15 protein-coding genes are annotated in these 20,603 nt (G+C 64.0%); 3 read left to right on the top strand and 12 right to left on the bottom strand.

Going from position 1 to position 20,603, the window contains the following annotated elements:
* Positions 1 to 6: 6 nt before the first annotated feature.
* The 3 genes from DFR67_RS22520 to DFR67_RS22510 form a co-directional block, all read right to left on the bottom strand.
* Complete coding sequence (locus tag DFR67_RS22520; protein WP_110471728.1) at positions 7 to 771, bottom strand: SDR family NAD(P)-dependent oxidoreductase; 765 nt, start codon at positions 769 to 771, stop codon at positions 7 to 9.
* Positions 771 to 1,133 carry a hypothetical protein gene (locus DFR67_RS22515; protein ID WP_110471727.1) on the bottom strand — a complete coding sequence of 121 codons (363 nt, stop codon included), beginning with the start codon at positions 1,131 to 1,133 and terminating at the stop codon, positions 771 to 773. The genes DFR67_RS22520 and DFR67_RS22515 overlap by 1 nt, the downstream gene beginning before the upstream one ends.
* Positions 1,134 to 1,201: 68 nt before the next feature.
* Positions 1,202 to 2,374: an acyl-CoA dehydrogenase family protein gene (locus DFR67_RS22510; RefSeq protein ID WP_110471819.1), complete on the bottom strand. Its 1,173-nt coding sequence runs from the start codon at positions 2,372 to 2,374 to the stop codon at positions 1,202 to 1,204.
* Positions 2,375 to 2,555: 181 nt separating this feature from the next.
* Here DFR67_RS22510 and DFR67_RS22505 point away from each other — a divergent pair, with 181 nt between their 5' ends.
* Entirely contained in the window at positions 2,556 to 4,076 is a 1,521-nt protein-coding gene (locus DFR67_RS22505) for a PAS domain S-box protein (RefSeq protein WP_110471726.1), read from the top strand.
* Positions 4,077 to 4,091: 15 nt separating this feature from the next.
* On the opposite strand, the gene DFR67_RS22500 is transcribed toward DFR67_RS22505, so the two are convergent.
* A complete protein-coding gene (locus DFR67_RS22500; RefSeq protein ID WP_110471818.1) occupies positions 4,092 to 5,546 on the bottom strand; it encodes an aldehyde dehydrogenase family protein in 1,455 nt (484 codons plus the stop codon).
* A gap of 384 nt (positions 5,547 to 5,930) precedes the next feature.
* Between DFR67_RS22500 and DFR67_RS22495 the strand changes: the two genes are divergently transcribed.
* On the top strand, positions 5,931 to 7,295 hold the full coding sequence (locus DFR67_RS22495; RefSeq protein WP_110471725.1) for an NAD(P)/FAD-dependent oxidoreductase: 1,365 nt from the start codon (positions 5,931 to 5,933) through the stop codon (positions 7,293 to 7,295).
* A 9-nt stretch (positions 7,296 to 7,304) separates the two neighbouring features.
* Here the strand turns inward: DFR67_RS22495 and DFR67_RS22490 are convergent, their stop codons facing one another.
* Both DFR67_RS22490 and DFR67_RS22485 read right to left on the bottom strand, forming a co-directional pair.
* A complete protein-coding gene (locus tag DFR67_RS22490) occupies positions 7,305 to 7,886 on the bottom strand; it encodes a nuclear transport factor 2 family protein (protein WP_110471724.1) in 582 nt (193 codons plus the stop codon).
* Between the two features lie 113 nt (positions 7,887 to 7,999).
* On the bottom strand, positions 8,000 to 9,577 hold the full coding sequence (locus tag DFR67_RS22485; RefSeq protein ID WP_110471723.1) for an MFS transporter: 1,578 nt from the start codon (positions 9,575 to 9,577) through the stop codon (positions 8,000 to 8,002).
* 53 nt (positions 9,578 to 9,630) lie between these two features.
* Here DFR67_RS22485 and DFR67_RS22480 point away from each other — a divergent pair, with 53 nt between their 5' ends.
* The gene (locus DFR67_RS22480) at positions 9,631 to 10,296 is read left to right on the top strand and encodes a winged helix-turn-helix transcriptional regulator (RefSeq protein WP_110471817.1); all 666 of its coding nucleotides are present in this window, start codon (positions 9,631 to 9,633) and stop codon (positions 10,294 to 10,296) included.
* Positions 10,297 to 10,341: 45 nt separating this feature from the next.
* Here DFR67_RS22480 and DFR67_RS22475 read toward each other — a convergent pair whose 3' ends face one another.
* From DFR67_RS22475 to DFR67_RS22450, 6 genes are all read right to left on the bottom strand, one after another.
* Positions 10,342 to 11,388 carry a glycerophosphodiester phosphodiesterase family protein gene (locus DFR67_RS22475; RefSeq protein WP_170135270.1) on the bottom strand — a complete coding sequence of 349 codons (1,047 nt, stop codon included), beginning with the start codon at positions 11,386 to 11,388 and terminating at the stop codon, positions 10,342 to 10,344.
* Positions 11,389 to 11,553: 165 nt separating this feature from the next.
* Positions 11,554 to 14,217 carry a helix-turn-helix transcriptional regulator gene (locus tag DFR67_RS22470; protein WP_110471721.1) on the bottom strand — a complete coding sequence of 888 codons (2,664 nt, stop codon included), beginning with the start codon at positions 14,215 to 14,217 and terminating at the stop codon, positions 11,554 to 11,556.
* A 40-nt stretch (positions 14,218 to 14,257) separates the two neighbouring features.
* Complete coding sequence (gene benC / locus DFR67_RS22465) at positions 14,258 to 16,966, bottom strand: benzoate 1,2-dioxygenase electron transfer component BenC (RefSeq protein WP_110471720.1); 2,709 nt, start codon at positions 16,964 to 16,966, stop codon at positions 14,258 to 14,260.
* Positions 16,967 to 16,977: 11 nt separating this feature from the next.
* Positions 16,978 to 17,493, bottom strand: coding sequence for a benzoate 1,2-dioxygenase small subunit (gene benB, locus DFR67_RS22460; protein ID WP_110471719.1), 516 nt, complete (start codon positions 17,491 to 17,493; stop codon positions 16,978 to 16,980).
* On the bottom strand, positions 17,490 to 18,917 hold the full coding sequence (gene benA, locus DFR67_RS22455) for a benzoate 1,2-dioxygenase large subunit (protein WP_110471718.1): 1,428 nt from the start codon (positions 18,915 to 18,917) through the stop codon (positions 17,490 to 17,492). Before benA ends, benB begins: the two co-directional genes overlap by 4 nt.
* 99 nt (positions 18,918 to 19,016) lie before the next feature.
* On the bottom strand, positions 19,017 to 20,366 hold the full coding sequence (locus DFR67_RS22450; RefSeq protein WP_110471717.1) for an MFS transporter: 1,350 nt from the start codon (positions 20,364 to 20,366) through the stop codon (positions 19,017 to 19,019).
* Between the last annotated feature and the right edge of the window lie 237 nt (positions 20,367 to 20,603).

Below are 20,603 nucleotides of genomic sequence, written 5' to 3'. Positions count from 1 at the left end.
GCCCGCTCACCGCAGGTAGAGGCCGCCGTTGACATCCCAGCAGGCGCCGGTGACGAACGAGGCTCCCTCTGACGCCAGCAGACCGACCACGTCGCCGATGAACGCGGGGTTGCCGAGTTCGCCGACCGGGATGGCAGCGATCACGCCGTCGAGCTTGTCGGCCGGGACCGTCTGCCGCACGACCGGCAGATCATGTGGGCCCGGCGCGATGGCATTCACCGTCACTCCCCTCGCCGCCAGTTCTCGGGCAAAGATTTTTGTGGCGGTGAGGATGGCTCCCTTCGACGAGGCATAGTGGCCCCCGGTGGCCGTCCCACCGTTCTGTCCGGCCAGTGACGCCATGTTCACGATCCGCCCGTAGCCGCGGTCTGCCATCGCGGCACCGAACACCTGACAACCGAAGAAGACGCTGTTCACGTTCGTCGACAAAACCCGACTGAAGTCGTCTTCGCCGAGGGTCATGAGATCGGCGGCCTGGGTGATCGCCGCATTGTTCACCAGGACGGCCGGGGTGTCCCACGTCTGCCGGCACAGTGCCAGCACATCTACGAAGGCCTGGCGGTGCGCCACGTCGTGTTGCGCTGCTCGTGCTGTGCTCGCATCCGGCGAGAGTTCGACCGCGAGCCTCTGCGCGGCGTCCAGGTTCACGTCGGTCAACATCACTCTGTACCCATCGGAGTGAAGGCGCCGTGCGATGTGGCTTCCCATACCGCCCGCCGCTCCGGTCACGACGGCCACCCGGGCCGCGGCGCTCACATCGGTCGCGGCCATCAGAGAGCCACGTCGTCGCGGATCGTGAGCTCACGTCCCATCCGCGCCTCGATCTTGAGGAACTTCCAGAGTGCGAACTCTCCGACCATCGTGGTGCGCAGCAGGTTACACGCCTCTCGGACCGTGGCCTGGTCACGAACATCGGCGAGTACGTAGCACGTCCACGGCCACCCGTCCGAAGGGCCGACCATGTGCGCATCATCGTCGAATGTCCCGATCACGTCGATGCCATCCATGTTCTTCAACGACGAGAGCATCGATGAGACCGCCACCCAGACGGGACCGATGTCAGCTTTGGGCAGGTCGAAGAAGTTCTGGTTGTTACCGATGCAGAACAGCGTGCGAAGGGGTTCGGTCGACATGTCTGTCTCCTGTATTCGTCGAGGTCGTGGAAAGGTCGTGCGCCTGGCTGTCTGGGAAACCCTTTGTGCTAGGGAAAGCTCGGGATGCCGGCATCCATACCGAGGAGTACGGCACCGGCCGCCTCATAGGTCCCGGTCTGGAGCATCGCGTGCTGAGCCGGTACCAGTGCGTCGCGCAGGTACCGCTGCAGTGGATGGTTCTCGTAGATCGCACCGGTGCCTGCGAGATCGAACGCGTTGAGCACCACAGTCCGCCCGACGTGCGCAGCATGGGTTGCCCCGAGTCGCAGCAGCGCTCGTTCCTCGTCGAGAATCGGTTCGCCGAGAGTCGCCTTTGCCCACACCTCGTCGGTGATGTCGTAGAAGAAGGCACGGGCCGAACGCAATTCCGCTTCCGCACGGGCTAGACCCGCCTTGTACGCGGGCCGGTTTCCTTTGGCCGCACCGCCGGTGATGGACGTCTTCGATGCCCCGACCTCCGCCACGTGATCAAGGGCGCCGCGCGCCGCACCCAGCGTGACGACCGCCAGAACCTGTGCCGCATAGGCCAATACTGGATAGCGGGTCAGAGGTTCGTCGATCTGCGGGGTCCCGCCACGGGTGAAGGTCATGTCTTCTGGGACGAACACCCGATCGGCCCGGATCGCATGTGACCCGGTGGCCTTCATGCCGGCCACGTCCCAGTTCTCGACGATATCGACTTCCTCCGGGCTGACCAGGGCCGTGAGCGGCATCCCATTGGATTCGGGACCACCCATCAGGCCGATCCCCAAGAGGTCGGCACCTCGGCATCCGCTGGCGAATTGCCATGTTCCCGAGCAGATGTAACCTCCGGAGACGCGTTCGGCCTTCTGCATCGGGAACAAACCGCCTGCGTAGGCGACGTCGGGTCCCGCGGCGTAGATCCGCTGCTGGGTCTCGAGCGGAAGCGCGGCGAAGTACACCAGGGACGAGCCGAAGCTCGAGACCCACCCGGTTGCCGGATCGATGGCAGATACGCGCTCGACCATCCGCATGAAGCTGGATGGATCCATCGGCTCGCCGCCGAACATAGCCGGGGTCGACGCCCGGTACATTCCGGCGCGTTTGAGCAGACCGATGAACTCGGATGGGACAAACCGCTGCTCGTTGAACTCGTCCCGTCGCGACCGCAGCACGTCCAGTGCGTGTTCGAACGCCGCGGCACGCGCCGGTCCGGCCGGCTCGGCGGCCACCCGCTGCATCACGCTATCGGTCGTCATCTGCATGTCTCCGTTCATCGGTTCGCACTGCCGTGAACGCTATTGCGGAGCAGCCACCACCGGTATCGGGAGTTCCCGCGAAGCCACTAAGCAATTCCTTACTTGCGTCGCCCTTGTCATCAGTTGATGCTGGTAGTCCAGTACTGCCTGCCCGGGCACTGACTCGACACAGGAGGCGGTAATGCCTGACCTCGGTGCGGCCGACTACGAGCAGTTGGTGCGCTCACTGCGGTATTGCGTGCTGGTCCATGACGCGGAGACCAAGGACATCCTCTGGGCCAACCCGGCGGCCGCCGAGTTGCTCGAGTTCAGCGTCGAAGAACTCCGGCCCCTCAAGGCGCATCAGATGAGCGCCCAGGAGAAACGCTATCGACGATCGGTCGGCCGTCGCTGGCTTCAGGACGCGGTGGACAACGGAGTGGCCGTCACCGAATGGGCCTACCGCGCCAAAGGCGGGCGGGTGATCTTGACCGAAGCGATCGCGATCCGCGTGGAGTTGTCTTCGCGTGCGGTGGTCATGGTGCAGTTCCGCGACATCGAACGAGAAGCACTCATGCGGCGCGATCTCGTCCGTACCGAAGCCGATCTCAGCCGCACCGAGGCGCGACTGTCGGCGTTCCTTCGCAACATGAGCGAGGGGATCATCGTGCTGAACGACGACGGGCAGATCACGTACGCGAGCGCCGCGGCGGCCGATCTGCTCGACAGCGACGTAGACGAATTGCTGGGCATAACGTTCACCGAACTGTGCCGGGCAGGCTCCTCGCGCGACGCCGTCCGCGCCGCCCTTCGCCGGACGGCCGAACACGGCGAATCCGAGGGGCTACGGTACGAACTCGAACTTCCCAGCGGTCGGCGGCGGTGGCACGCAGGGAGCTGCCAACACATCGCCATCGAGAACGATCTCAGCGGCTCGCTGCTGCTGTGTCACGACGTCACCGACCTGGTCGAGACCGAGCAGGAGCATCGTCGCGACGCGCAGTACCTGAACCATCTCGCGCGCTACAACGCCATGGGCGACATGGCGATGGCCATCGCTCACGAATTGGCTCAGCCGCTGGCGGCTGCCACCAACTATCTCGCGGGAACACAGAGCAGACTCGCCGATCAGGACACGGCGAACGCGGAGATCCACCGCGGACTGGACAACGCACGGAGGCAGGTCGATCGGGCCAGCCAGATCGTCCGGAGTCTCCGGGAGTACGTCACCACGCTCGAGGAGTCACAGCAGCACACCGACCTCAACGAGATCGTGGGCGAATGCGCCTATTTCCTCGACCTGCGCGCCAGGGAGAAAGGCGTGACGCTGCACTACGCGCTGGCGGACCATCCGGTGGAGGTTGTGTGCGAACGGGTCCTCACCGGCCAGGTCATCCTCAATCTCTGCTTCAACGCCATCGACGAGATGTCGCAGTGGCCGGAGGCCGAACGGGTCGTGTCGGTGTCCGTGCGGCGGCAAGACAATCGGGGCATTGTCAACGTCACCGATCGCGGCAAGGGTCTCTCTCACATGCCCGAGGGACGGATCTTCGACGGCGCCTTCACCGACAAATCGAACGGTCACGGTGTCGGCCTTGCGTTGAGCCACCGGATAATAACCCGTCAGGGCGGCACCCTGACGGCCCGCGAACACCACCCTCACGGAGCGATTTTCGAGTTCGACCTGCCGATGACACCGCCGACGGCCGAATCGTGGTTGTAGGTCCGCGCGCCGCGGTCACAAGACGATCGTGACCGTCTTGGTCTCGGTGTAGGAGAGAACGCCCTCATATCCGAGTTCTCGTCCGATACCGCTGGCTTTGACTCCGCCCCAGGGTAACTGCGGCGCAAGCGGTGACCAGCCGTTGACTGCAACGGCCCCTGCCTCGATGCGGGCGGAGAGCAGGTGAGCCCGGGAGAGATCGGTGGTCCACAGGGTGGCGGACAAGCCGTAATCGTTGTCGTTGGCCAGGGATACCGCTTCGTCGTCGGAGTCGAACGGGATGACGACACCGACCGGTCCGAAGATCTCCTCGCGCGCCACCCGCATGTCGTTGTCACCCGCGAACACCGTCGGTTCGACGAAGAATCCGGGTCGATCGGGCGCCGATCCCCCGGCGACCACACGCGCACCGTCTTCGGCGCCGGCCTTGAAGTACGCGAGTACCCGGTCGCGTTGCCGCTCGTTGACGAGTGGCCCCATCGTCGTCGCCGGGTCGAACGGATCACCGAGCACCTGCGCGTTGGCAGCGTTCTCCAGGCCTGCCAGCACCTGCTCGTATACGTTGCGGTGCACGATGATGCGGGTGCCGGCTGCACAGACCTCTCCTTGATTGAAGAAGAGCCCCATGGCTGTGCCCGCCACCGCGGCTTCCACATCGCTATCGTCGAAGATGATCTGAGGCGCCTTGCCTCCGAGCTCGAGCGCGGTGCGTTTGAAGTTGGTCGCCGAATGCTCGAGGATCCTGCGGCCCACCGCTGTCGACCCGGTGAACGAGATCTTCTTGACGCCCCGATGCAGCGCCAGCGCCTCGCCCGCAACGGCACCCGTACCCGGAACGACGTTGACGGTACCGGCCGGGAAGCCTGCCTCGGTGACCAGAGCCACCAGATGCAGTATCGACAACGACGCGTCTTCGGACGGTTTGACGATCACGGTGTTGCCGCACGCAAGGGCAGGGGCCAGTTTCCAGCCCAGGATCATCAGTGGCGCGTTCCATGGCACGATGGCCGCGACCACGCCCAGCGCCTCTCGACGGGTGTAGGCGTGTGTCGGCGTCGGGCCTCCCAGGTAGCCGTCGTTCGAGATGTGCTCGCCGTTGATCTTGTCGGCCCATCCGGCGTAATAGCGCAGCGAAGCAACCAGATTCGGGACCATCAGGGCCATGCTCATCCCGATCGGCCGTCCCATCTCCAGGGACTCGAGGTGCGCCAGGACCTCGATATCGCGCTCGACCAGGTCGGCCAGCCGGTACAGCAACGCACCCTTCTGGGAGGGTGCCAGCGCGCCCCAATCACCGCGGAAGGCGTCGGTGGCTGCACCGACAGCGGCGTCTACATCGTCGGTGGACGCGGAGGCGATCTCCGCCAGCGATGCCCCGGTAGCCGGATTCACACTCGTGTAGACGGATTCGGGCTGAATCCATCGGCCCCCGATGAACAGTCCGGTATTGACGTGTGACAGATCGACCATGGTGTCTCCTGTGTAGATGGTGGGATGAGCTGCGGGTCGGCGAGGCGTGCAGCTGCCGACGTCCACGTCGCGCGGACGGACCAGTTCTTCGACTAGTGCGGCATCTTTTCGAGACCCGCACTGTGTCAATGCTTTTGGGGCTCCTGTCGAGCACCCCCCGCCACCCGGCGTGGTGCCGTCAGCGTAGTCACGTGCCGCGAAAGCGCACCACTGGGTGAAACCCTCGTGCTACTGAAGATTTCTTCAGTACCCACCTCCGATCAGGGGTCATCGTCAAGACTTCTACCTTTTATTCTACAACTGTTGCATCAAAGCTGTCATCACTTTACGCTGCGAATCAGCCCTGCGCGTCACCTCACTCGCTAGTCACCTAGGCGGTCACCCATGACAGGCATCACTGACAACACCAACCCAACGCGGCCCACGGCCATCATCGTCGGGGCGGGCTTCTCCGGCCTCACCGCCGCACGCGAGCTGGAAAACGCAGGCTGGAGCGTTCAGATCTTCGAAGCTCGAGACCGGATCGGCGGACGCGCGTGGACCGACACCAGGGTCGGTCATCAGCTGGAGATGGGCGCCACCTGGGTGCACTGGATGCAGCCGTTCATCTGGACCGAGATCACTCGGTACGGACAGGAAATCTATCCGAGCCCGGACATCGACACTGCGATGTGGGTCAGTGACGGCACCGTGCACAGAGGCAGCGAGCATGACCTCGACACCAAGCTGGCGCGCGTGCAGGAGAAGATCTGCGAGGATTCGCGCGACTACTTTCCCTTTCCACACGATCCCCTGTTCCTCCTCGACAGCATCAGCGCCGACGAGGACCTCAAGGCCCGCTTTCTGGCTGCGGATTCTGGCAGTGTTCTGGACTGCCTGAAAAACGATGAACAGTTCACCCGAGAAGACATCGATCTCGCGGATGCGTACTGGTCGGCCGGATACCAGGGCCCCACATCAACCGCGTCGCCCCTGATGGCCAAACACTGGGCTGCACTCAGCGATCACCGGAGCTCGCTGATGGACGAGCAGACACTGCGTTTCAAGCTGGTGCACGGAATGCGCGGACTGTACGAATCGATGGCAGCCGAGTTGGTAGCCACCATCACCCTCGGCACTCCTGTCCGCCGAGTGGAACACGGAGCGTCAGGTGCCGCAGTCGAATTGGACAACGGCACCGTCGTGACTGCAGACGCTGTCATCGTCACCGCCCCCATCGGCGCCCTGAAGCGGATCGAGTTCGTTCCCGCCCTGTCCGACGACCAGAACCGGCTCATCCGAGATGGCTCCAACTCACAGGGTTTCAAGATCTGGATCAAGGTCGAAGGGCACCATTCGGTGATCGCCGGTGCACCCGGTGACAACCCCATCTCACTTCTGCGCAGCGAGTATTTCCTCGAGGACGACACCACAATCCTGGTCGGATTCGGATCCGACCACACGTCCATCGAGCTCGACAACGTGGCCTCTGCCCAGAAAGCGCTCGACGTGTGGCAGTCCGGTATGCAGGTCATCGACTGCGGTGGCCATGACTGGGTCGCGGACGAATGGTCCGGACAAACTTGGGCCACCGTGAAATCGGGGCAGTTCTTCAGCGGCTGGAACCATTTCCAGGAGTCGGCGACGCGGTTGCGCTTTGCCGGGGCCGACTGGGCCAAAGGATGGAACGGTGTGGTCGTCGACGGGGCGATCGAATCAGGGATCCGCACTGCGCGCGGCCTGATCAACGACGTCCGATCACAGAACTGAGGCGAGAGGTCAGTCCTTCATCAACACGGAGGCGGCGGGATAACTTTCGGCGAAAGCATCTGGCAGCGGGGCAATGAAGACGTTCTCGGTCCGGGTCCGGCTGATCTTCCACGTCCCATCGACTCGGCGAAACGCGTTGTTCAGCCGGCTCGATCGCAAGATCCCGGAACCGTCGGCGAAGAGCCAGGGCTGCATGTGGATCCACTGACCGATGGCCTCGTCGCCGGTCACGTGTATTTGCTCTGAGGTGAGGTAGTGCGCATTCAGCAGCAGCGCGGGCTCCCGCTTCGTTCCCCAGAAGTTCTGAAAATGAGCGCGAATGGCCTCATGTCCCTCGGCGCGACCGAATTGTCCGTCGTAGTATTCCCCGACGCCTTCCCAGACCGCATCCGCGGTGTACAGATCGAGGATCAGATCGATACGGTGGGCGTCGTCGCGGACCCCGAACTCAGGACACGGCGTATCGCACAGGAACATGTATCGGGCTTGGATCCTACGGATCTCGGCCTCGGCCTCAAGAATCTCGACGCGCGCAGTCAACGCAGCCAACGCCTGGTCCGTATCGATCGTCACAGCAAAATCTCCATTCATCGGCGGCAGTGCACGCTTGCCATTCCGACGCTACGGTCTACAACACGCTCCGCACCATGAGAAGAATCCTTAGTCGCGAGCTGTCGGCAGGACGAAAGCGCCGCGGCGCAGCGTCACCGAGCACCGACCTCCTCGCCACGATGACGATCTGAGTTCGAGCGGGCCGGCCGTGACGGTAGAAATGCTGCTGCAACAACGGCACCCACAAGGGTGACCGCGGCGGCAACGTAGGATCCGGCAGCCAGGCCGTCGAGGAACGCACTGCCCGCCGCATCGGACACGGACTGTGCCCCTTGCACATCGCCGGCGGCACCGAGTTGCTCGGCAGCGATCCGCGCCGAGCCGACGGATTCACTGACGGCCGACTCCACCTGTGAAGGTAGCTGCTTGACACTGTCGGAGTCTGCGAGACCGGAAGCGTAGAGCGAGGCGTAGACGCTACCGATGACCGCGACACCCAGTGTGCCGCCGACCTCGCGGGTGGCGTCGTTCATGGCCGAGCCTATTCCCGCCTTGTTCACGGGCACAGCACCCATGATGGCCTCGGTGGCCGGTGCGGACGTCAACCCCAACCCGAGTCCGAGCGGAATCATCTGGCATGCGATCTCGAAGTAACTCGTGGTCTCGCTCAGTGTCGAAATCCAGAGGAAGGCGACCGTGAACAGCACCAACCCACCGGAGACCACCACCTTGTTGCCGAACCGAACCGCAAGCATCGTCCCGAGGATCGACCCCACTGCGATGGAGGTCGCGACCGGTATGAACTTCACCCCCGTCTCGAGTGGGCCGAATCCGCGGACCAGCTGAAAGTACTGGGTGATGAGAAAGATGAAACCGAACAGCGCGAAGTAGGCGAACGTCACCGATGCGCTCGCGGCGGTGAACCGCATGTTGGTGAACAGCGTCACGTCGATCATCGGTTCCGATCGGCGGCGCTCCCAGAACACCAGGCCGGCAAACAACCCCACCGACACCGCGAAACCACCGAGAGTCACCGTGCTCAACCATCCGTGTTCCGGAGCCTCGATGACGGTGTAGACCAGCGTGCCGACAGCCAGCACAGACAGCACGAGACCGCCATAGTCGATGCGCGGCGTCGAGGGATCTCGGGAGGTTTCGACGAACAACAAGGCCGCGATCACTGCGACAGCTGCCGCTGTGGACAGCGCGAGAAATACACTGCCCCACCAGAACGACTCCAGCAACCAACCACCCAAGATGGGACCGCAGGCAACGCCGATTCCCGTTGTGGCGCCCCAGATTCCGATGGCTTTGGCCTTGTCGGAACGTTCGGTGAAGATGTTCGACAGGATCGACAGGGTCGTCGGGTACACAAACGCCGCACCCAGACCCATGATCGCCTGCCAGCCGATCAGCTGGGTCGAGCTGGTCGCGAACGACGCCCCGATCGCACCGCCGCCGAAGACGATCAAGCCCAGGACCAATGCACCCTTTCGGCCGTAGCGGTCGCTGAGGCTACCGAATGCCAGGACGAAGGTCGCGAACAACAGGTTGTATGCGTCGACGATCCACTGCAGGTCGCGGTTGTTCGCATCCAACTCCACCGCCAGCGAGGGCAAGCTCACGTTGATCGCTGTCGTGGCGAGGCTGATGGTCAATGTCGCCAAGCACAGGACGGCCAAGACCACCCTGCGTGGAGTGGTTCGTTGTTGTCTATCGAGGAAAGTCACCGCTTTATTATTTCAAGTAGAAACTCTTTTTTGTCAAGCGTAGGATGGCAGTCATGAAGTCGTACGGCGAATACTGCGCGTTGTCGCGCGCTCTGGATGTGATCGGCGACCGGTGGACGATGCTGGTGGTACGTGAGCTCCTGATCGCCCCCAGTCGATACTCTGACCTGCACAAAGCTTTGCCCGGGATTGCCACCAACCTGCTGGCGCAACGCCTGCGCACCCTCGAGGAGGCGGGAGTGGTCACGTCCGAGGAGCAACCGGCCCCGGTCTCTGCTCGGGTGTACTCACTGACCGACTGGGGCCGCGGCCTGCAGACCGTGCTGGTCGATCTCGCCCGCTGGGGTGTACCCCTGCTGACCCCCGGCATCGACGGTGACCACAGTCAGGGTCGATGGCTCGCCTTCGCCATCATGGCGCTCTATCCGGAGAAGGCCGAGTATCCCCCGTTGACCGTCCGCATCGTGGCCGACGGGGACGAACTACTGCTCACCGCCGGCGCCGACGGCGTACACACCACCCTGGCCGGCCCGGGCCGGACCGCCGACATCACCATCGAAGGTCGCTCGGACGATGTGTTCCGAACGCTGTCCGGCGAACTCACCGACCAACCCACGGCGGCTGCCGTCGGCGAGGCTGCAGCGCTGCAACGCTTCTCGGAGTTGACCAGCATGGCCCACACCCATGGCATCGAGCTATCCACCCTCGGGCCCCGGTAGCGCTCACCTCAGCGCCGGCAGCCGGAGCACTCGGGGTGAGGCTTGCTACTGCACCGGCGGCGGTACGGCCATACCCCGATCAGACATGACCGTTCGCAGCGTCGTCGGATAGTCGGTGATGATTCCGTCTGCCCCGGAATCGATTTGAGCGTTCATGACCGCGGCGTCGTTGACGGTCCACGGGATCACGGTGAAGCCGGCGGCGTGAGCACGCTCGACGAACTCCTTGTTCGCGACCAGCTTGTATCCGGCCGGCGGCACCGAGCCGTCCGGGTAGGGGTCGACGTATCCGGGCGACAGGATCGACACACCGTCGATCGTCTGCACACCGGCGATGACATCACCTCCGACGGCGTCGAAGTCCACCGGCCCGAGCCACGGTGAGCCCTGCTTCCACGTCGTCTCGTCCCACAGCGCCACCAGAGGAACCGAAGGTTGCGCCCGATGTACGAGCGGCAGTGTGCGCCAGTCGAAGCTCTGGATACTGACCCGGTCGACCTTGCCTGCAGCAGTGACCGCAGAGAGGATGACGTCGACGAACTCCTCGGGGGCAGCCGACTCGGCGCGATTTTCCCCCTCGACTTTCGTCTCGATGTTGAACCGCACCGCATCAGCACCGCGTTCGTCGACCAACGAGAACAGTTCGGGAAGAGTCGCGATCTTGTTGCCGACGACAGGTTGCGCGTCTGGATAGCCTTCGAGCACTTTGTCGCAATCCAGGGTACGCACCTGGGCGAGTGTCAACTCGTGAACGAGCTTGCCGACGTAGGGGAACTGCGGATCACCCGGTTCGGCGGCCGCGGTGTCGCTGCACTTCGTCGCGTCGATCTTCGGATCGTGCCAGATCAGCGGCTGCTTGTCCGCGGTCAGCACGATGTCCAGCTCGAGGGTGCTGACGCCGAGCGACAGCGCTTTGTCGAACGCTGCCAGTGACTCTTCGGTGTACTCACCTCGGCCCCCGCGGTGGGCCTGGAGATCAAACGGCTCGGCGGCTGCCGGCGTGGCAGACGACGTCGACTCGGCGGTGCCACTGTCTCCGTCATCCTCCGAGCACGACACGAGCGCGGCCACCACCGCCGCGGCTGCCGCCATGGACAGTGCAGATCGCTTACTCACGTGCCTCCCCATACGCAGTAGTCCCATCGCTATGAACCTAGTGCGGTTCGGCAGGCCCAAGCCACCGCGGCGAGGGAATTCATCTCTTGTTTCGGTGGATGTCACGGAGACCCGGTGGATGAAGCCGACGCGGCGAGCGCATCAGTCGGAGCTGTAGACCCGAGCGAGGTCGACCCGGGAACGGATGCCCAGCTTGGCGTAGACGTGGGTGAGGTGATACTGAACCGTTTTGGCCGAGACGAACAGTTCCGCCGCCACTTCTCTGTTCGAAAACCCCTGAGAGACAAGCTTGGTGACGGCCTCTTCCTGCGGTGTGAGGCTGATGTCGCCGCGGGGCAGTTTGGCGTTCACCCCACCTGCCCGGAGCTCGCGGTCGCACCGCTGCACCAGGGTGGTCGCACCGAGCGATTGGTATATGTCTCTCGCCGCTCCCAGAACCGGATCGGCCTCCCCGCGTTTGCCCGCACGACGCAGGGTCTGGCCGTAGGCGAAGTTGACGCGAGCCAGATCGTAGCGCAGCGGAAGTCCGTCGAGCAGGGACAGGGAACGCTCGAAAGATCGCCGTGCGCCCACCAAGTCGCCCGTCGCACCGAGTAACCGGCCGCGCGCGTAGCCGAGGCGGGCCTGGGTGGAGCAATGACCCATCTCGTCGGCGACGGCTTCTTGAGTGCGCAGGAAAATCTCTGCGGCGTCGAGTTTGCCGTCCACCACCAACGCGTTGGCGAGTATGTCCGCCCACGGCCAGAATCCGGGATGCTTCAGCGACGTGGTCGATGACATCTTGCGAACCTCGTCGAGGGCTCTGACCACGGCGCCGTAGTCAGCCGACGCCTCGGCGATGTGTGCTCGCGCGAAGTAGATGGGCGCTCGCATGATCTCGTAGTCCTGGGTGACCGCTTCCGCCCTCCGCACGGCAGCGTCGGCTTCCTCCCATGCACCGCGCAGCGCACCGACCTGCGCAGCGGTCCATTCCAACAGTGTTGTGGCCAAGACGATTCCGCTGGACTCGGCGAGTCCTCGTCCTGCGGTCACAGTCTGCAAGGCCTGATCCCAGTCGCCGGTGAGGAACTGGACCCTTCCCAGCCACCCGTACGCCCACAGAGTGATTCGGGCGGACCCTCCCAGATGTGCGGTCGCCACCGCCGTCTCCAGTGTGCTCCTGGCGCCGTCGAGATCATCCTGCGCCAGCTGCAGCCACCCGCGCCCAAGGGTCACCCGTTGCGCTTGCACGCCGTGGTGCACCCGCTCGGAGAGGTTCGCGTACGCCTGCGCGGCCAGGTCCGGCCGCCCGGAGGAACCGAGACCGAGGCCCCGGATCGCCGCAGCCTCGATGCCAGCGGGTGAGTCGTAGTCCGCGAGCTGCAGCGCCCGATCAGCCCATTCAACCAATTGGCCACTCCGGCAACGACTCAGTGAATGCAAGACGAAACGCTGAGCGATCAGTGCCGCCGAATCGGGATCGGAGTCGGGATCGACGATGTCCCACGCACGCGCCAGACGAAGTTCCGCTTCGGCAGCCCGGCCGCGGACGATCGCGAGGTACGCGAGTACCGCGTCGCGCAGCGGGGTCTCCCCGAGCGATTCGAGTGCAGGCACCATCGCGAGCGCGCTTGTGACATCACCGGCAGCGACCAGTGAATCCGCCGTGCGAATGAGCCGTTGATCACGCAGAGCGCGATCACGCGAGAGCCTACTCGCTTCCCGGAAGAGCCCGGCCGCTTCAGCCCACGCCCCTCCGGCACCCCGCTCGTGCGCCAGGGCATCGACTTCGTCAGCCAAAGCGGCGTCGGGCATCGGTGTGGCATTGACACGATGGATCAGGCTGCGTCCGCGGTCGATCACGATATCGGCGGCTCGCCGATGCGCCTGCCCGGCTGCATGTGCACCCATCACATCCAGGACGGCGACGCGGGTCATCGAGTCGCGGATACGCACCTCATGCAGTTGTCCTGGAATGAGCGACCTGACGATGAGATCGGCTGCCGACGCCTCGTCGATCGCAGCCAGCGGGCTCGGCAGGTCCGCGAGTTGCGCGGCCTCGGTGAGCGACCCGTGCTCGCCGAGGATGGCCAAAGCCATGACCAAAACCTGTCCTTGCGGGCCGCAGTCCGAGAGTCGTTCGCGCACGTCCGCGACCACGTGTTTCGGCGCCGGTAGCGCCGCTCCCGGCATCGCCCAGACCGACTCGGCGACTTCGTCGAGCAACGCGACGACGTAACCCGGGTTCCCACCGGTGTGGTCGGTGAGGGCCTGGGCGATCGCAGGGTGCAGGGGACGTCCGCGACCGGAAGCGAGTTCGGCGACCGCCGCTCCTGTGAGCCCCGAGATCGCGACGACCTCCTGCGCGAGTGACGCGGCAACGGAAGCCCGATCTCTGACCGTGAGCACGACCAGCAAGGGCAGACCGCGATGATGCCGCACCGTGGATACCAGCGCTTGCAGCGCGGTCTCGTCTGCGAACTCTGCGTCGTCGACCACGATCAGACGGACACCCTCTGAGGAGTCCCTGGGCCCGAGGAGGTCGAGGATCTGATCAGCGACGGCGATCGGGTCACCGCTCAGTTCATGCTGGAACAACTGGTGCAATACAGCACCCGGGGTTCCCGACTCCCACGGGGCGCACCGCGCCCGCCACACCGGACCACTGTGTTCATCGGCGAAACATCGCACCAGAGAACTCTTTCCGATGCCCGGCTCACCGGTCACGGCCACGATGGTCGCTTCACCGGTCTGCGCGTCCGCCAGGAACCGACCGAGCACGGCGAGTTCGTCGTCTCGTCCGACACAGTCTGCCGCCGACCTCATCGATCCAGCCTAATCGTCAGCGCTCGCAAGACCTGCGTGTTCAGCCCAGATCACCGCCGGCAACCGGTAAGACCGTCCCTGTCAGATACGACGCCTCCGGTGAGGCCAGGAAGCAGATCGGGGCGGCTTGCTCGTCCAGGGTTCCGTATCGGTGCATCAGGGACGACGAGAGCGTCTGGTCGATGTGTGCTTGAAACCAATCCGCCTCGGCGCGGTCGGTCGGCTCCGGTGTGCCACGGGAGATCCGGCGTGGAGGTGCCTCCGTCCCACCCGGCGCTGTCGCGACCACGCGGATTCCGGCATCGGCGTACTCCATCGCGAGCGAGGCGGTGATGGCATTGATACCGCCCTTTGCTGCCGAATACGGAATGCGGTGTATGCCTCGCGTGGCCGCCGATGACACGTTGACGATAACGCCATCGCCCCGTTTCACCATCGACGGCAACACCGCCCGGCAGGCATACAGCGTCGTGAACAGTGACCGATCGATCTCCGCTCTGATCTCGGCATCGGTGAACTCGGTGAACGGCTTGAAGTTGATGGCTCCACCGACATTGTTGATCAACACATCGATGCGACCGAACGCCGACAACGCCTGCTGGACGAGGTTCTCGGCGCCCTCCCACTGTTCGAGATCAGTGGTGACCGCACAGGTGCGCGGACCCGCGGCCGACAGGTCATCTGCGAGCTCTTTGACGAGCTCAGAGCGGTCGGCGACCACAAGTGTGCCGCCTTCGGCACTGATCCGGCGGGCCACGCGCTCGCCTATCCCCTGTGCCGCGCCGGTGACAACGACGACCTTGCCGGCGAATCTGCCGGGAGTGACATGCCGCGGGGTCTGCGCGGCGAGATTGTCGGCCATCGCGCGACGCATCGTCTCCTTCGACCGCTCGGCATGGGCGACGATCAGGGTCCGAGCCGCGTCTCGGTCGCCTGCCTCGAAGGCCGAAACTATGTCCAGATGGTCCTGCGCGCACAAGGGATGACACCACGTCGCGTTCCTCAGGACCTCGCTCATCCGCCCCTTCACACCGAGTGCCGTATACGCCTGCAGCAGATGCTGGTTGCCGGTCAGGGTGAACAGATAGTCGTGAAACGCGGCATTGGTCTCGGTGTACTCCGCGGCGTTCACGAACCGATCGCCTTCCACGTGCGGCAGTGTCGATTCGGCCAGCAATCGATATCCGGCCAGCTGCCTGCTGTTCAACCGCCCCAGGGTCACCTCGAGGGCACCGAGTTCCAGGGCGCGGCGCGCCTCGAAGATGGCGTCGGATTCGTGAACCGCCGGGTGGTCTTCTCCGATCTCGTATCCGCCCTCGCCAACGGTGACCAGGGAATTCGGCGGCGGTACCGGTCGCGGTTCCGCAGGCGTCATTGCTACGGCCGGGTGCTCGGCGGCCGGGAAGAGTTCTTGGCCCGCGATGGCTCGCGCGGACTCGAATCCTGCGACGGAGGCACCGTCTGGGTCCAGGGTCATCTCTCCATTCGTCTGGGCACCGGCCTCTCGGGGCACGATGAGCTGACCGGCGATCCGCCGCAGGACGTCACCGTGGTCAGTGTTGCGTGCAAGACCGGACCAGGGCTCGATCTGCGCCCCTCGCAACATCTCTTGGCCGGCGACGGCGCGCGCATCTGGCGACAGGAGCAGTTGTTCGAGCATGTCCGGTGCGGAATCGACCGGACCGGAAGCGATGTCGGGCGAACCCGCCGGTACGGCGAGGGCAAACTTCTCGTAATAGAACCCCGTCGGGTCGATGCCGGCTTCCTTGACATGCGACCGTACCGCTTCGACCATCGGCGGTGGTCCACAGAGATACATGGCCACATCGCCGTCGTTCAGGTGATCGGGCCTCATCAGGCTCATCACATAGCCATGGTTGACTGCGGTCGTCGCGGGATCGGAGACACAGTGGTCCCAGGTGAAGTTGCTCAAACCCGAGGCGAGTTCGTCCAATTCGGCCGTCTCGACCAGGTCGTCATCGGTGCTGACCCCGTAGATCAGGTGAGCGGTGCGGTCACTGCCCTCTCGGCGCAGCGTGCGCACCATCGACAGGACCGGCGCCAGACCGGTGCCGCCGGCCAGCATCAGGATCGGGCGTTCGGCCTCGCGCAGGAAGAACGACCCATGCGGACCTGTGAAGCTCAGTGTGTCGCCGACCGCTGCCCTTGTCGTCAGGTACTCCGACATGGCGCCACCGTCGTTGAGTTTCACGAGAAAGGTCAACCGATCTTCGTGAGGGCCGTTGCTGAACGAGTACGACCGCGTGACCTCGGTTCCCGGCACCGAGATGTTCACGTATTGTCCGGGCAGGAAGACCAGGTCCGTGCGGTTGGGTATCTCGACTCCGAATCGCACAGTGGTCTGCGAGATCCTTTCCAGCTCTGCCAGTTTCCCGGAAAACGTGGCGGCCTCGGTCTTCGCGATGGCCGAGGTCGCGGCGATCTGCAACACAAGGTCTGAGCGGGGCTTCATGCTGCAGGGCAGGCTGTAGCCCGCCGCCGCCTCGTCGTCGGACAGCGCATCGGAGAGGTAGGTACCGCCGTCGAAGTCGCCGGATTCGCACAGCGCCTTGCACGTGCCACACGCACCGTCGCGGCAGTCGAGCGGGATGTTGATCCGCTGCCGGTATGCCGCGTCGGCGACCGTTTGATCACTGCGGCAGTTGATGAATCGGGTGACGCCGTCTTCGAAAGCGAGGGCGACCTGGTGACCGCCCGTGTCGGCGGGCGCCTCCTGGGTGGTTGTCATCGGATGGCCCTTCAGAAGTGGTAGATGTCCACCACGTGGTGGATGTAGTCGTTCTTCAGCACGATCGTCTTGCGCCGGATGAGCGGCTGCTCTCCGGAGAAGTCGATCGTGTAGAAGGACGTCCCGTAGTAGGGGTCGACGGTCTTGTACCGGAAATACATGGTGTGCCAGTTGAATCGGACGTCGACGATGTCTCCGCGACGTTCGATCACCTCTACGTTGCTGATGTTGTGGCTGGTACGCGGCTCCGGCAGCGAGGTCGCTGACGAACGCTCGGTCCGGATCCGGAATACGCGATCTTCCAGTCCGCCCTTGTTGCCGTAGTAGATCAGGGAGATGTCGCGTTGCGGATCCTCGACGAGCAGGTCGGCATCGTCCCAGGAGGGCATCCAGTAGACGACATCATCGGCGTAACACTCGAGCCATTTCTCGAATTCACGATCGTCGAGATACCTCGCTTCGCGGTACAGAAACTGTTCGATCGAGTTCTGTGTGATCAGGGCGCTGGTGGTGTCGGTGCTGGTCATGCTCGTGCCTCCTTGGTTGAGGCGCTGCCGCCGTCCCCGGCCGCAAGACCCTCTGCGTCCGCCATTCGTTCGTGGTCCAGTGCGGTTCTCATGGCAGACAGCCAATATCCGTGCTGCACGGGATACAGGCCCTCGTCCTCGTTCTTCATCCCCGACGAGATGACGCCGTCCATGCCGAGGGTGGTCGCGACCGGGTCCGGTCCGTTCTTCCAGTGCTCGGCGCCACGACTCATGTCGTTCCAGGGAGATGCCTGGGCACGGAACGTGAGTTGGCAAGAGCGGAACTCTTCGAGATCATCCGGGGTGGCCATGCCGGAGGCGTTGAAGAAGTCTTCGTACTGCCGAATCCGGTGAGAGCGGGCCGCGTCGCTTTCTCCCTTCGGTGCGATGCAATAGATGGTCACCTCGGTCTTGTCCGGCGCGATGGGCCGAAAGTGCCTGATCTGCGTAGAGAACTGATCCATCAGGTACACGTTCGGGTACAGGCACAGGTTCCGAGAACCTTTGACCATGAACTCGCCCTTTGCGTCTCCATGCTTTTGCTTGAGTTCGTCCATCTGGTCCCACAGCGGTCGGTCCTGGGGGTTGGCGGCCCATGTCCACAGGCACAGGTGACCGTTAGGGTACGACCAGTAGCCGCCGCCGGATTTGCCCCAGCCGCCGGCGTCGAGCGCCTTGGTGTCGTTCTTGGACTCCCCCGTACCGCGCCGGGAGGTGGTTGCCGCGTAGTTCCAGTGCACCGCGCTGACGTGGTAGCCGTCAGCACCGTTCTCGGCCTGTACCTTCCAGTTGCCGTCGAACGTGTAGGTCGACGATCCACGCAAGACCTCGAGCCCTTCGGGTGATTGATCGACGAGCATGTCGATGACCTTGGTGGTGTCGCCGAGGTGCTCATCGAGGGTGAGCACGTCGGGGTTCAGGCTGCCGAACAGGAAGCCGCGGTAGCTGTCGAATCTGGCCACCTTGGTCAGATTGTGCGATCCGTCGACATCGAACGTCTCCGGGTAACCTGCGTCGTCGGGGTCTTTCACTTTCAGCAAGGTGCCGTCGTTGCGGAACGTCCAGCCGTGGAACGGGCAGGTCAGCGTCATTCGATTGTCGGTCTTGCGGCGGCACAGCATCGCGCCGCGGTGAGCGCATGCGTTGATGAGGCAATGGATTTCGCCGTCCTTGGCGCGGGTGATCACCACTGGCTGCCGACCGATGTAGGTGGTGAAGTAGTCCCCCGGGTTGGGGAGCTGGCTCTCATGGGCCAGGTAGATCCAGTTGCCCTCGAAGATGTGCTTAATCTCGAGTTCGAAGACGTCTTCGTCGGTGAAGATTCGTCGGTTCGCCCGGAAGACGCCGGCGTCGTGGTCATCGATCACGGCATCCGACAGGACCGTCGCGATGTGGCCGAGGTTGTCGGCGGTGGGTGCGCTCATGGCGTGCCTCCTGGAAGACCCGGCCGTGGCCAGGGGGTGGAAGAGTGCGGGCTGTTGCCAGATTGGCAGGGAGTGTCCTGGGTCACACCAGGCATGTGCCTAGTCCCTACCCAGGGGGGCTAGGGTCCCGCCGGGCAGCGGCGACGAGGCAGCGTCCAACTCGTCGGCCCGCTTCGGTACCAGCATGGTGACCCCGGCGCCGACCAGCGCGACCGCGGCGAAGATGTAGAAGGCGCTTGCGGAGCTGATCCCTGCACCCAGGAGCAGCCCGCCGATCATCGGCCCGACGATGCCGCCGAGCCGTCCGAATCCGGCACACCAGGCCACGCCTGCGGCCCGTGCACTGGTCGGGTAGTAGTTCGAGACGTAGCCGTAGATGAGCACCTGGGTCCCGATCGTTCCCGTGCCGGCCACCGCTACTGCGGCGAGCAGGATCGGCAGCGGGAATCCCAGCGTGAGACAGATCAGCGCGAACGTCGCGAGGCAGAAGCTGGTGGCAACTATCCGTTGTGGGCCGCGTTTGTCGGCTAGCCGGGAAGCGATGAGACCACCGACTATCGCGCCGCCGTTGAGGACGAGTAAGAAGGCCAGTGATCCCTTCGCGTTGAATCCCGCGTTCTTCATGATCTGCGGGAGCCAGGTGTTGAGACCATAGGTGAGCAACAGGCCGGAGAAGCTCATCACGCCGAGCAGGGCGGTCGGTGTGAGGTACTTCCGGGTTGCCAGCACTGCGAAGCCGACCTTGGCGGTGTCGGACGCGGTTACCGTGTCCTCGGGGAACGGGATACCCGTGCTGTCACAGACATTTCGCGCGTCTTCGAGGCGGCCCCGAGATATCAACCAGCGCGGCGATTCCGGCATCTTGCGCATCGCCAGCGGCAGCAGGATGACGAGTGGAAGTGCACCGACCCAGAACAATCCGCGCCAGCCGATGTGGTCTTCCAGCACGATCGCGAGCGCTGCGGCCAGAACACCACCGACCGGGATTCCGCTGTAGACGATGGCGTTGTACAGATTTCGCTTTCCAGGTGGAGCGAACTCGGCGATCATGGCGCCGACCGTGGCGACGAGTCCGCCGACCCCGATACCGGTGAGGAAGCGCAGTACTCCGAACGAGACGATGCTCTGGGCGGTCGCAGTGACGGCCATGCCGATCGAGAACCAGACGATGTTGATCAGCATCATTCGTCGTCTGCCGATCCTGTCTCCGATTGCTCCGGCGGCGAGGGCTCCGACCATCACGCCGACGAGCGCGTAGGACCCGAGCGCGCCGGCCGTTCCCGGATTCAGGTTGCCCAGTTGCGTCGGATCATCGAGCAGCGTGGGAAGAACGGTGCCGTAGACGACGAGGTCGTAACCGTCGAAGATGATGGCTGCGGTGGCAAGGGCAACGATCCAGAGAACACTTCTGCGGTGCTCCGGGTTTGACCAGGTCGGTGGTGAGGTCATCACTGGACTCCAGGTGTTTGGTGGGCTGATTCACAGATCATGAATGGCTGTGGTTACCGTCACACCAGGGTCTTGCCTAGTCTCGACCTGGGGTTCTGCATAGAGCTTCGTACATAACGAAGGGATTGAAGAGACAATGACACGCCTGTTCACCAAGCCGGCCTCCGACCACACCGCCGTGCAACTACTGCTCCGCGCCGCCATCGGCGGCACGATGATCGCGCACGGCGTCAAACA

This window comes from Williamsia limnetica (genome assembly GCF_003217475.1).
Classification (GTDB): Bacteria; Actinomycetota; Actinomycetes; order Mycobacteriales; family Mycobacteriaceae; genus Williamsia; species Williamsia limnetica.
Note: the sequence above shows the minus strand (reverse complement) of the source record. Positions and strands in the feature narration are given on the sequence as shown.